The sequence below is a fragment of the Paenibacillus sp. Root444D2 genome (genome assembly GCF_001426375.1).
In the GTDB taxonomy this organism is placed as follows: Bacteria; Bacillota; Bacilli; order Paenibacillales; family NBRC-103111; genus Paenibacillus_E.
Genome location: NZ_LMEO01000023.1, coordinates 241,993 through 254,631, shown reverse-complemented (window position 1 = coordinate 254,631; position 12,639 = coordinate 241,993). Strand labels below are relative to the sequence as shown.

Sequence of the window (12,639 nt, the reverse complement as noted above, 5' to 3'; positions counted from 1 at the left end):
TATCGTCATCGCTTCCGCAGCCAGCCTCTCTATTTCGATCCTTCAAATAAATAAAACGGATAGACTTGGTTAAATAAGTTATTGGTCGTACGTACCAAATAAGAAATATGAATCATCACCTTAGCAGGGTCATCTGCTTCCGGTATGGCTTGTACATCAACTTCATGAACCCTAGGTTCCCAGTTCCGAATGGCTTCCTCGATATTACTTTGGAGCAAATGAAGCGTTGTATCGTCCGTTAATCCGAAAATAAATTCCTGAACGCCACACCCAAAGCTCGGGCGCATAACCCGCTCCCCTTGTGTGGTCCCCAGAATAACACGGATCGCTTCGGCGATGTCTTCCTCATACTCAGACATTCGGATTCGCCCTGTTGCAGGATCGACCTGAATGGGGAATTTCCAGCCTCGTCCCAAAAATGCTTCCGACACCTCGTCACGCTCCACTCGTTAATTGATTTTGACCATACTGCCCTTAATATTAATGATACCGTCGGACTTCAGATCCAGTGTTGCCCCAGCCTTCAGGGCCATCGTGGCAGAAGCCTCTATACTGATTTGAGTGGATTTGATTTTGATTTCCTTCGTGCTCTCAATGCTGACCTCGCCTTTGGCGTTCAAGGTGATCTTCGAGGTTTGGCTCACAACCGAAATTTCATTGGCCGAGCCGCCCTTGATCAATATCTTGTTATTCCCGCTTGAATCCGCGATCGAAATACTCTCATCCTTATCCTTCAACTCAATAATTTGGCCTTTTTTCGTCTTAATCTTCATGCTCTCATCACCGCTTTTATCGTTAAAAGAGAGCTCATGTCCGGAGCGTGATTTAATCATGCGCAAATCATTTTTATCCGCGGGCGCAGGCGGCTTATTCTTCGGATTCCACAGCGTGCCGATGACGAAAGGCATTCGCAGCTCTCCCAGATGGAAAGCGACTAAGACTTCATCCCCTACCTCAGGTATAAAGAGACTGCCCATTTCCTTACCGCCCATTAACGTCGCGATGCGGACCCAATCCGTTTCGGTCTCCGTTTCCTGCATGGAAAGCTTGAGCTTCACTCGACCCATTTTATCAGGATCGGTGTTATTCGTTACAATGGCGACCATGACGCCGCCAAATTTCTGACTGGCAAAATCAGACACGCCACCTAAGGTAATATCGGGAGTTTTAAACATTAGACCGCATTTCCTCCCAACTGAAACCGTGTTGTATAGCCTTCATCGTCAAAAATGTGTGTAGCCCCGGTAATATAGTAAGGCTGGTCGAATGATTTCCCAACACCACTAAGTTTGATGTATCGGCCGGCGCGAATCTCTGGAATCCCAATACATTCCCCGTTACCGCTAATCAGCTTCATTGCCCGGCGATTCAGGATCGCATTCGCATAGCTTTTCGCTTCTTCCACCGAGTACACATTCGTGTACATATGCTCGACGAAATCACCTTTAGATGCCAAGATATCCTTGCCCGTCTTGCTATTTGAACCCAGCTTCGTTATGCTGGCTGATTTACCTTCGATCACTTTCAGCTCTTTATTATCCCATGCCCGAACGGTTACACCCGTGATTTGCTCAGCTAAATTCATATCAATCATTAAGCTACGGAGGGTTTTCCCCATTTCTAGCGTCATCAATGCTGTCATCGCTGTGAGCGGCTTACGGAAATATAAGTTCTTCCCCACAACAAAGAAATCATAGTTAACCAAATTAGCTAAATTTTGAATAAAGTGATAGTCATTAATCTGACTCTGCGAAAGCGCAGGAAATTCCGTCGTCGTTGCATCAATATGTGTTTTGAAGCCATACGTTTTGGCGATTTCCTCAACAACATCACTGTATTTCTTCTTATTCCACGAGCGAGACTTAGTCCCTTTCATCATGAGATAAGAAATGTCCATTCCCCGCACGACGAGGCCAGGAGCACCCTCTTCCGGGAAATCAACAACAACCGATGTAATATGTCCCGAAAATACAGCGGTCATTTTGTCTACATAACCTAAACTGATCTCAATGGCTTTGCCTAAAGAGAACGTAGACAGCCATTGGAACTCGTTATTTGTAATATCGTACGCATTTGCAATACGAAATGAAAAGGAGTCTGCCGTTCCATCGATCGACGTTTCAACGCGAAGAATATCAATGGCAATCGTGTCCGATATTTTCGTTCCATCTACGCTAATTAGATAGGACGGCGCATAAAAATCTTTGTACTTTTTGGCCAAGTCGTCATAGGGAAAAGAGCTCGTTTCTAATTCTAAGGGCATCGGCTTAATCCAGCCTCGGGACTGAAATGCGGCGCCCCGTTGCGACTTTCATTGGATTATCAATCTGATTGGCTTTGGCGATTTCTCGCCATAAGGTTGGATCCTCATATTCCGTTGCAGCAATCATCCAAAGCTGTTCCCCTTGATTCAGCATCTTCAGCTTCGTCCGGTCGGACGAATGGCGTGGAATCTGCTTAAGCTGGTCTTTCTTGCTCAACGTGGATTTAAAGGTCACGCTAAGCTTGGCACGAACCGGAACTCCGGTTTCCAGAAACATCGTGAAGTGCTGATTAACACCCACAACAACTCCCTTGAAATCCAGTGAACCCCAAACAAACCTGCAAAGCGGCGGTGCATGGATCTCCTTTTCGACATCCAGAAGACCTGAGATTTTCTTCGTAAGCAGACGAACGTCCGTCCCTTTTTCGTAGGTGTCAAAATAAAAATCCATGGTCAGCGTCGTTGTCCCTCCGCTCACAAATTGAGCGATGGGCATGGACAGACCCGGCACTGTTTTCCAAGAATAGCTGTTATTCGTGTCTAATTTATATTCACCCGGATTGAACATCACTTGTACATTTTCTGTTTTGCTTCCCTTGTGAACGATAATCATTGCTTTCTTGAGCGCCATAGGTGTCTGTCCTTTCTGCTTTTATCTATATACTTAACGTTATTAACGATTCACGATGGAAATAATTAGATGCCTCGGCGCTGCCGCTCGAACTTCATCTTTTTCTCAATCTCGCGGTACACTTTGTCCGCGATTTTGGCTATGTCCAGCTGCGGGAGCTGTTTTATCAGCTCCTGCAGCTGCTCCGCACTTAACTCCGGCGCCGCCTGAGGAACCGGCGCTGCTGGGGTAGGTGCTTCGTCTGCGCTTGCTTTGGTGCGCAGCCAGTCCATCTCCAGCGGCGCTTCGGCAAACGCGCTGCTGATCTCTGCGGCTGGAGTTTGCTTGTGCTCCAGCGTGGTTTGCTGCTGTTGCGAGGCTAAGGAGATTTGCCTCGCCGCTTGCGTGCTGATGGTCATCGGCACGCTTTGGTTTGGATCGCCGACGTTCGGCACGCCGCCGGTTGGTGCTTGCCGCTGCACCTGCGTGGGCAGCGACTTTGTTGCAGCAGCCATGCTTCCGCTGCTGCTGTGGGTCATGCTGGCGCTACGCTTAGCGCCAGCTGTAGCTGTTGCGGCTGCGCCGCCGATGGCAGCCGCCTGGGTGAAGCTGACCGTCCCGTGGGCGGGCAGGTGGTGCATCGCTGCTGCAGGCGAAGCCGCAGCTCTACCCGCAGGAGCAGCGCGAAGCGCTCCTGCGCTGCTCGCCACCATCGGCATGACACGCGGTGTCATGCTCAAGGGCTGGCGAGCTATCGACGCATGCGCAGCACGCGCGCCGCCGACACTACCTGCTGCCTGCGAAGCGGCAGCAGCCTCAACCCCTTGAGCGCGCTCCTCTTCCAGCGCGCTCACTCTAGCTCGGATGGTTCGTTCCGCTGAATCTGACTGCAAGCCTCCAGCTTCCACTCGATTCTCCGAACCATTCCCTCCCTGCAGCTCGCGCTCGCTGTCATCGACAGTGACTTGTCTCTGAACATGCTCGACTTGCGCCCTGCGCCAAACGGCTCGGCCGGTCTGACTCGTCGTCTGCCCAGCAACCTCTTCGCCTGCTGCTCGATAATCCAACGTTTTACTGGTTTTTCTTGCACCTGTGCGAACATCCGCTGTTTGCCCGGCTTCTCCTTGACTTGTCCGACTCTTCATCTGTCGGGTCATTGCTTCCCCCGTCCCCGTTTGAGTCATCGGTTGTCTGGCTTCGCCTATCCCTGTTCGAATCGTCGTCATTACCTCGGAATCGATCTTTCTTTGTATCGCTGCTTGCTGTACTCTTACTCGATCGATTCCCGTCGGACCGCCTGTTCTTCTTACCATGTCCACGGGTGCCCGGCTTATGGTTCCTCTAACAAGTTCCAGCAAGGGATGGGTCGTTATTTCATCACTTGTATTGTCATTACTAATTTTGTTACTAACTTCATTACTAACTTTGCTACTAGGCGTGTTACCAACCTTTTTATTGGCTCTTTCTCGGATGGTTCCCCTAACTGCCTCTATATTCGTTCCGGTTTCATCTATCGGCCCTTTTTCAGCTTGCCTCCAAATGGCACGAATGAAAGCTGGCTCTGATAACTCAGTATCACGGGAGAAGCTGCGATGTACACCTATTTGACCTGCATTCACAGTAAGACTAGGACCAATCTTCTTCAAACTGCTTTCAATTACCTTTGTAGCTATCTCAGAAGCTAAACTTTGGGAGGGTATGCCCTCCTGCGACTTAGTCCCGAATCTATCTTCGTTCAACCTTGCCTGTTGTCTGCCCTCTTCTAACTGTCCCGAACCTGCTGACTCAACAGGAGTCCGAAAAATCCGCCGAGCCTCCTGCTTAAGAGCACCAGCACTAGCTGGCAGGCTAGCACGAATACCATCAAATTCAAGTTGATTCTCAGAATAAGCTTTCCTTTTAAGTCCTGATGCAAAGTTCAGATTTGTTCCTATTTTTTTGACACTGGTTTCGGCCATTTTTGCAGCTAGTTCAGAAGCTAAAGTTGGAGTAGAGCGTATGCTTCGCACAGGAGTTTGTTTTTCTTCCTCTTGTGTCGCAGATTGTTGCTTCCTTAGCTCACTATTTACTTCGGTCCCTGCCGGCTTGCGAAATACACGCCCAACTTCTTGCAGCTGCATACGCGAGCTGGCTTGCAAGCTAGCTCGGTATCCCTCAAGCGGCTTCATAGCACCCAGCGAATCTAAGGTCCGGTCCCTAAGTATCGCTGACCTCGTAGCTACCGGGAAATTCCTCCCCGTTTTTATGCTTGTTTCATCTTGCTCTTCAGGTTTCGAAGCAGCTCGGAGGACACGCTGTGAATCTTGTAAAAAAGAACTGGCTTGCAAGCTAGCTCGGTATCCCTCACGGGGACTCGGATTTGCAGCCGATCTCGCGATAGAAAGGGGCTTATCAGCACTACTTTGCACGATATTCTCCCTCCGCATAATCCGCGAAATGTGAGTTGTCATTGTTTGATGATCGAAGATCACCTTTAATTTATTTTGTGGAACTGTATGCATACTCCCAACAAATGAATCATTAGAAGAGTTTTGTCTATGTTTTTGTCGTTGGACCAACTGCTTCAGCAATTTCTCATTGCTTTGAATTTTCACAACTGAGTCTAGTCCATTTTCCATCACACTAGGTTTTCTATGTATCTGGGAAGGAAAAGCAGCTGCTGCACGTGGAGTTGCACCAATACCCTGCTCAGCCACTTGCTTAGTAACTAGCTTGATGAGGCGTTCCATCATAGACCAGCCTCGATTTCTCTTGCTACCCTCACGCGTGCTTGAACGAGTTTCCCAATTTTCAAATGAGATAGCTTCCGAAAATCGCTGCTGCCCAGCCCCCAACTCAAGCTTTTGACCCGCAGAAGTGTTTGTCTCTAGCTGCACTGATTGGTGTTTATTTTCTTCTAGCTGCACTTGATTCCGTACTTGATCATGGTTTGGTTTTTGAATCGCTTGATCCTGTACCTGATCCAGTTGATCCTGTTTTTGATCCAGAGCTTGATTTTGCACCTGATTATGCACTTGAATCTGCTCATTCTCTTGGGCTCGATCCCATTCCTGCGATATTCCCTGTTCTTGCCCTCGCAGCCGTTCTTGCAACTGTTCTTGTTCTTGCTTTTGTACAAGTTCCTCTACTTGTTTCTGTACTCGCACTCGCACTCGATCTTCTACTTGTTCTTGCATCTGACCTTGCACTCGATCTTCTACCTGATCTTGCACCTGATCTTGCACTCGTTCTCGCCCTTGCTCGCTACCCTGATCCCGCTCCTGCAATCGTTCCTGCGTTTGCACTTGCACTCTTTCCTGCTCCAGCTCGCGAATTCGCTCTACTAGATCCACTTGCTCTTGCCTTCTCACCAAAGCCAAAGCGTCATCTTGATGCACTTGATCTGTTAGTCGCTCTTGTCCAAAACCTTCTACTTGCTCATTCGTCTTACGCCATACATGCGGCACACTCTGCCGGGCTCCCCTTGATGTGGAAGCATGCATAGCAAAAGGTAAAGTTGAAGTCAACCGCGCTGCATTAATAGCTAATGGTTGCTGACTAGCAGCCAGATAACCTTTAGCAGTTGAAGCTTTTTCTTTACGATTTAGTTTCCCATTACTCTTCGGCTCGCCTATTGGCGTCAATAGAGCAGTTGCCGAAACATACTCCTCATCACTGGCATTACCCGCATTTCTGACAAGTAAGCTCCTAATAAAATGCACAGAAGCAGATGCTTCCGATTTCGAAAAAGGCCCCTCACCAAGCTTAGGCAATGAGTGATTATACTGCGGAGGTCTTTGCTCATGCAGCGTTTGTATTTGGCCCACACCATTTAAATAGAGCTTGGCAGCATGCTGATAAGAAGGCTGCATCCCAATTGTAGATACCACAGAAGGAGCAATTGCAGAATGACCAGCCTTGGCATCAGGTAAAGCATCGCTCGCTTTCCCCTCTTGGAACTGCTCTATCCATTGCGATGTATGCCGAATAGCACCCACATGTTTGACTACTTGCACATGATTATCCATAGGTGCAGCTCTATGCACGTTTGAGCGCTGCGTATGTAAATTTGTATGTTGAGGTCTATTCACCGAGTGCGATTGTTGATTCGGGTTACTGCTTTGGGCATGAGAAAGCATCCCAATGGAAGCGGTAATCTGCCGAATAGACCGCTGGATTAACGGTGAATTCCCTTTGTTAACGTAGTTAAATGAATTTGATTTCTTTGGCGGCATCGCCTGCTTCTCACCAAAAAGCTCATGAGTTGCAGCAGCTTGAAGATTTATTTGATTTACAGATTGTTCCGCGTTCTTTTTGCCTTTTCGTCCTTTTTTCTTACTCTGCTTGTCAGCAAGCATTGGCATCTGTTGGTGAGACGATTGTGAATCCGATTGGCTTGAAAAATGATCAACAGTCGTCCGTGAAGGAAGCCTGTAACCACTATTCGCAATCAACTGTTGTAACTGACGAATCGTTTGCTTTTTCGTAATAAGCGGTGCTGATTCGGGATGCTGCAAGCTTTGCAGCTGCAGTTGTAACTGGATAACCCAAGATTGATCATTCGAATCCGTTAAGGCCGATAATTCTTTATCCGTAAGAATTCCTTTTTGTTTAAAAATAAGAGCTAACAACCCTAAATAGTTGTTACGCCAAAATCCGTATTTGCCCATAATGCCGGATGCAAACTGTTTAGACTCCCTGGCTGCACGTCCTGCAGAACTACTGCTAGCAGCAGAAATCTGCAATATGCCCTTGGTTCTCTTCACTCGGGGTTTATGCGATTGTCGAGATTTCATAAACAATCCCCCTAAAAGTTTTTCTCCAGAAAAACTAGCATCGTAAGCATTTACTGAGTTTGAGCACACTTATTTTTTGAAAATAGTTTTCAAACCGGCATGCACCAGCTCGATCGACTCGATAGCTACGTTACCGCTGCTGGCATTCAAATCAGGTCCGTTCCATTTCACAGGAAAAGCACTAAAAAAATTCCATCGACACATCTCCGTACCTGCCTGGTTGTGTAAAATAATGGAGCCATTTTTACGCTTTATTTTGCCTTGGGCGACACCATTGTACCATTCCCAGAGCTCGCTGGAAGTGGTGATGCCTCTTTTTAGCACAATATTAGGATACTTCGTATGTTCGATCATATAGTGGGGGTGCGTGTTCACGCCGCCTTCCCATAAGGGCTTAACCTCCGTTTCAGACTTCATGCCTGTTACTTCAGAAAAACCGCCGACGATGAGTCCGTCAAGCTCTACCTCGAACCGGAATGCGCCGCCTACGTTATGCAATTTGGACTCGTTTTTGGACTGTTTCACTTGTTACTCACCTCTTACCGAACACATCAAACGGATTGTCAGGCTGCTTTTTACCATCGTCGTTCAGGTTGCGGTTGATGCGGGAAATTTCCTCACACCACGTTCGGCGCTCCCGGTGCTCCATTGACATGATTTCATCATGCGTCCAATGAAAGTAGTAAGCTATAAAGCCCGCTTCCTCATAGATCTTGTCAATGGGATAACCCGTTATGCCCCCGCCATCTCGTCCAAAAAAGACACGTCCACATCAAACTCATGCTCACATTTCGGGCAGCTTGTGTGTACTCTCGGCACTTCCATTTCATTAATTTGACGATAAAAGTTTTGCAAGAAGGCTAGATCGGCCGTGAAGAACTTCTCAACCACACGTGTATCAATCGCACGTAGATCACCTAGGTTGGTAATCACACGAGTAAGTAAGATGATCGTTAAATAACCCGGATTTTGCTGGACGCGTTGGTCACGCATGGGTAGGATTTCATCCGCAGCTGTTGCTAACCGCATTACGCCTCTCTTGTGCAGCGTACCGTTGTCATCCACATATCCTCTAGGCAGCTCGAATTCATATTCCGTTTTGAAAGCCATGATGTTACCCCCTTAGCATTATGAAAAAAAGAAGAGTTAGGAACCGGAGACTTCATGCTCCGGCGCCTACTCTAGTGCTGCCTTACTTCGTGCGTGTCATGCCTTCGTGGGCAAGCTCTAGGCTCTCAATGGCAATTTCATTGCCAGTACCTTTGAAGCTTGGAGCAGAGTACTTGGACGGCCATGCTTCAATAACCTGCCAAGTCGCTACGTCTGCACCCTCTTCGTTGATTGCGATGATCGTGACCGTTTTGCGGGAAACTTTCCCCTGAATCGATTCCGACATCCAGTTATACATGTCCATGGAGTCAGTAACACCCCACTTAAGTGAGATGTTGCCATATTTCGCAAGTCCCGGAAGCTTCCGAGGCGTAATAGTTTCGTTTCCTTCGCGGTATTCAATTACCGACAAGGATGCGTCAAATCCAGAGATTTCGCTGAAACCAGCTTGCTGAATACCTTCTACTTCAATTCTAAATCTAAAATTGCGGTATGGATCCCTACGTTCGCCAGCCATATAATACCCCTTTCCTAATATGAGAAATATCTAACACTTTGACAGACTATTCTTCTCTTGTTTTCTGAGTAATGCGGAAGATGACGAACTCTGCAGGTTTGACCGGAGCTACCCCGATCACACAGATAAGTCGACCGTTGTCGATATCATCCTGCGTCATTGTGCTGCGTCCGATGTTGATATAGAACGCCTCGGAAGGACTTCCGCCCATTAAGGCACCGTCTCTCCAGACACGAGTTAAGAACGCATCAATGGTCCGTTGTACACGAGCCCAAAGCTGTTCATCATTCGGTTCGAATACGACCCAGTTCGTGCCGTTCTTGATGGACTCTTCAATGAAGATGAACAAACGTCTCACGTTCACATATTTCCACAAGCCGTTCGACGATGTTGTACGAGCACCCCAAACACGAATACCTTGCCCGGCAAAAGCGCGAATCAAGTTTACACCTTGTGGGTTCAGGATATCTTGCTCGCCTTTGTTATATTGGCAATCAAGACCAACTGCACCGCGAACGACTTCATTAGCAGGAGCTTTTTGAACGCCACGCGTTTGGTCGGAACGGGAGTAGATACCAATAACAGAGCCAGATGGCGGTATGTATATATTTCTTTTGTCTAACGGATCGAACACTTGAAGCCACGGATTGTACATCGCTGCGTAGCTGCTGTCAAAAATATTACGGTGCGTCATGACATCGGCAACTTTTGTTTTCTCACGTGGAATATCAAGAACGGCAAAACGGCTGCCCAGGTTTTCGCAATGCGCTACGAGAGATAATTGAACCGTAGGCTCAGTTACACCTGGAATCGCGATGATACTAACAACATCGTTGTCGATGAAAGACTGGATCCCTGTACGTTTACCAGGTCCGCGGTCTACACCCATAAAGATATCAGGAGTCACTTGCGCGATTGAACCGTTGCTTCCGCCAGACAATGCGATCTGGAATTTGCCAACCGTTTCACTCTCACCAGAGAGTACTTCAAAAGGAGCAACAGCACCAAGATCCTTACCATCTGTCAAATCTTTCACCGTAATGATGTTCGAACGGGAAACAATTTTCTCAATGTGATTCGCTGCAGAGATGTTTAGGGACACTTTCTCATAAGTCTCTGCTTCATCGCCGTAAAATACATGCAACGTGAATTCGCTTGTTGTTAACACTTTGGATGGAAGCAGACCGCTATCCACAACATCTCCATCAAGCGCTTCAGCAAGCTCAATAATGTTATCTTGGGAAGAAACTACTTTGTTGTATTGCTTTTGGCCAGCGGCCTCGAAGGCAACAACATCACCGACATTGAAGCCAGCATTATTTTTCACGCGATATTGGGTCTCGCTCAGCACTTCATAGATTTGCGTCTTAGCTTTACTGGACGGAACAACCACAACACGAACTTGGTTACCCCATGTTCCCGGGTTCTTGGAAGCAATCTGCAGAATCGCGGATTCTTTGTTTGTTGCCGCCTTGTTCGTTGCTACCTTAGCGTCAGTTGGCGCTACGCGCATGACATAACAGCGAGAACCTCCATTTAAATAGAAATGCTCAACCGCATAAGAAAGGAAACGATACTCACCGAATTCATTCTCGGACAAGTAGCTGCCGAATAAACGATGGAAATCAGCTACGCTCGTAACCAATTGAGGGACACCTTCAATTTCCCCTCTTTGCGCAAGCCCTATAAACCCGGCCGTACTTGTGCTTGCACCTTCAAGCGGTTGCGCCCCGCTGTCAAACTCTTCCACATAGACTCCAGGTGATAAATAGTCAGCCATTGTTCCCCAGTTCAGTCAGATGGCACTTCTTGCAAATCAATACGGCCACAGACATGAAACCAGTTCTCTCCTTTCTGCTTGTCATTTTTGTATAGAAGATGGACGTGTCCATTCTACTAATTAGGGTTAAGTGAGTCGAATGATGCCAAGGTTCGTCGTTGTTCCTTCTGCTACTATTACTTCCTTCATAAGATGCCGCCGATCTTCACCGTATGTAATAGCCAACTCTGTCTGAAAGGTCGGAATCCGATTGCCACGAAAAGCAATAACGGCCTCTCCTTTTTCTGTAACTCGGCTTTCTTGGATGGGCAGCAGCAGTGCTCCTCGAGTAAAAGCTTTAGTCAGCTTTTTCTCTAGACGAAAACGCTTTTGATGCTCCAGTACCTGGGCGATTCGAATTTGCTCTTCGGCAGCTTTAGGGCCTCGTCCTCGAAGCAAGTAAGAATCTCCAACTGCAATAACACCTGTAAACGAACCCAGTGTTACTTCAAGTGCTCCCTTGTCAACTTGGTCTACCATTATTCGAGCGCGGGCACACTCCTCCGATAGAATCATCGCCTGCAGCTGGGCATCCCTCAAAGGAGTTCCGGCTGCATCCTGCAGCATGACTCGGATAAGTCCTATTCCTTGCGAAAAAGGATAAGACGGCAGCGGCTTTAACTGAACAACCTCTATAAAATTGTCTGTTCCTACTGTGATGAGAGTTTGTTCTTGAAAATAGTGCTCGTTGCTTACCATAAGACGGTAATCACCGGGCGGTAAATCGTTGAATATATAGGAACCATTCGATTTACGAATTGCTTTCGAACGGGTGCCTTCTAAATAAACGATGGTAGTGTTGCCAAGAGGAGTTTGTGAGGTAATTGCATCGATGACGCATACAACCAAAGATACGCGGGTTTTCAATTGCGATACGCGAATGTGATCCACAACCTAAGCCCCCTAACCCTGTATACGAAAATCGGTTTCCGAAACTCTTTTGGTTGTCTTGATGCGGGTTGAATCGATATTTACAGGCCCAACTGTATAGCTAACAGAGAGTCTGTAAGGAGTGTCAGCGAAGTTCCACATATTCAGGATGCTTTCTCCTTTAAGAGGCTCCATGACAATGCGAACTTCTTCATCTTGCTCAGCTAGGGTTCCGAGGGTCATAGAACCTCGAAGTATGGAATGATCGTAGAGCACTTGCATCGCTCTTCCTAGTATCCGATGCTCATCCAGCGCTCTGGACTGCAGCTCTGCTGGAGATTGTACCGTCAGCAAGTAGCTAAGATCTACAACCATAGGCGGATACTGAATTTCATTCGTCCCTCTGGCAATCATGTGAGTACGACGATTATCGCCGCTTTCGCGGACGTTGTACAAATAGAGAGATAAGTAGAAATCCCCTTTATCGACAGGCGAAGCAAGCCCAATCATCTCTGGTTGAGGAATGGGATCAGGGGTCATATTTTCTCTGAGAAGCTTGATTAAAGATGCGCTTACATCTGCAATTACAGAATAATCGCCAATAGGAATCACTTCCTGCCTCAAAATACCTATGTAATGTAATGAAGATGGTAAGGATTATGTCATAATGTGTAC

The 12,639-nt window shown here is 47.3% G+C and carries 12 protein-coding genes; all 12 read right to left on the bottom strand.

Annotated elements, in window-relative coordinates; all coding sequences use genetic code 11:
- Positions 1 to 29 precede the first annotated feature (29 nt).
- Complete coding sequence (locus ASD40_RS15305; RefSeq protein ID WP_057304100.1) at positions 30 to 431, bottom strand: GPW/gp25 family protein; 402 nt, start codon at positions 429 to 431, stop codon at positions 30 to 32.
- A gap of 18 nt (positions 432 to 449) precedes the next feature.
- The gene (locus tag ASD40_RS15300; protein ID WP_057304099.1) at positions 450 to 1,175 is read right to left on the bottom strand and encodes a phage baseplate assembly protein V; all 726 of its coding nucleotides are present in this window, start codon (positions 1,173 to 1,175) and stop codon (positions 450 to 452) included.
- The gene (locus ASD40_RS15295) at positions 1,175 to 2,263 is read right to left on the bottom strand and encodes a phage late control D family protein (RefSeq protein ID WP_057304098.1); all 1,089 of its coding nucleotides are present in this window, start codon (positions 2,261 to 2,263) and stop codon (positions 1,175 to 1,177) included. Before ASD40_RS15295 ends, ASD40_RS15300 begins: the two co-directional genes overlap by 1 nt.
- Positions 2,264 to 2,267: 4 nt before the next feature.
- Positions 2,268 to 2,894 carry a CIS tube protein gene (locus ASD40_RS15290; protein ID WP_057304097.1) on the bottom strand — a complete coding sequence of 209 codons (627 nt, stop codon included), beginning with the start codon at positions 2,892 to 2,894 and terminating at the stop codon, positions 2,268 to 2,270.
- A 65-nt stretch (positions 2,895 to 2,959) separates the two neighbouring features.
- Positions 2,960 to 7,648, bottom strand: coding sequence for a hypothetical protein (locus ASD40_RS15285; protein WP_057304096.1), 4,689 nt, complete (start codon positions 7,646 to 7,648; stop codon positions 2,960 to 2,962).
- Positions 7,649 to 7,717: 69 nt separating this feature from the next.
- Positions 7,718 to 8,173, bottom strand: a complete 456-nt coding sequence (locus ASD40_RS15280; protein ID WP_171642337.1) for a phage tail protein — start codon at positions 8,171 to 8,173, stop codon at positions 7,718 to 7,720.
- A 7-nt stretch (positions 8,174 to 8,180) separates the two neighbouring features.
- Positions 8,181 to 8,360 (bottom strand): DUF6760 family protein, encoded by a 180-nt coding sequence (locus ASD40_RS39235; RefSeq protein WP_307449325.1) that lies wholly within the window; start codon positions 8,358 to 8,360, stop codon positions 8,181 to 8,183.
- A 20-nt stretch (positions 8,361 to 8,380) separates the two neighbouring features.
- On the bottom strand, positions 8,381 to 8,758 hold the full coding sequence (locus ASD40_RS15275; protein ID WP_057304095.1) for a hypothetical protein: 378 nt from the start codon (positions 8,756 to 8,758) through the stop codon (positions 8,381 to 8,383).
- An 82-nt stretch (positions 8,759 to 8,840) separates the two neighbouring features.
- Entirely contained in the window at positions 8,841 to 9,275 is a 435-nt protein-coding gene (locus ASD40_RS15270; protein ID WP_057304094.1) for a phage tail protein, read from the bottom strand.
- Between the two features lie 46 nt (positions 9,276 to 9,321).
- On the bottom strand, positions 9,322 to 11,055 hold the full coding sequence (locus tag ASD40_RS15265) for a phage tail sheath family protein (RefSeq protein WP_057304093.1): 1,734 nt from the start codon (positions 11,053 to 11,055) through the stop codon (positions 9,322 to 9,324).
- A gap of 126 nt (positions 11,056 to 11,181) precedes the next feature.
- Positions 11,182 to 11,985: a hypothetical protein gene (locus ASD40_RS15260; protein ID WP_057304092.1), complete on the bottom strand. Its 804-nt coding sequence runs from the start codon at positions 11,983 to 11,985 to the stop codon at positions 11,182 to 11,184.
- Positions 11,986 to 11,997: 12 nt separating this feature from the next.
- Positions 11,998 to 12,576 (bottom strand): DUF4255 domain-containing protein, encoded by a 579-nt coding sequence (locus ASD40_RS15255; protein ID WP_235549273.1) that lies wholly within the window; start codon positions 12,574 to 12,576, stop codon positions 11,998 to 12,000.
- Positions 12,577 to 12,639: the final 63 nt, after the last annotated feature.

Coding starts and splice junctions, on each gene's coding strand:
- ASD40_RS15300 (WP_057304099.1), bottom strand. CDS start 1,175: ATGTTTAAAACTCCCGATATTACCTTAGGTGGCGTGTCTGATTTTGCC.
- ASD40_RS15295 (WP_057304098.1), bottom strand. CDS start 2,263: ATGCCCTTAGAATTAGAAACGAGCTCTTTTCCCTATGACGACTTGGCC.
- ASD40_RS15290 (WP_057304097.1), bottom strand. CDS start 2,894: ATGGCGCTCAAGAAAGCAATGATTATCGTTCACAAGGGAAGCAAAACA.
- ASD40_RS15285 (WP_057304096.1), bottom strand. CDS start 7,648: ATGAAATCTCGACAATCGCATAAACCCCGAGTGAAGAGAACCAAGGGC.
- ASD40_RS15275 (WP_057304095.1), bottom strand. CDS start 8,758: ATGGCTTTCAAAACGGAATATGAATTCGAGCTGCCTAGAGGATATGTG.
- ASD40_RS15270 (WP_057304094.1), bottom strand. CDS start 9,275: ATGGCTGGCGAACGTAGGGATCCATACCGCAATTTTAGATTTAGAATT.
- ASD40_RS15265 (WP_057304093.1), bottom strand. CDS start 11,055: ATGGCTGACTATTTATCACCTGGAGTCTATGTGGAAGAGTTTGACAGC.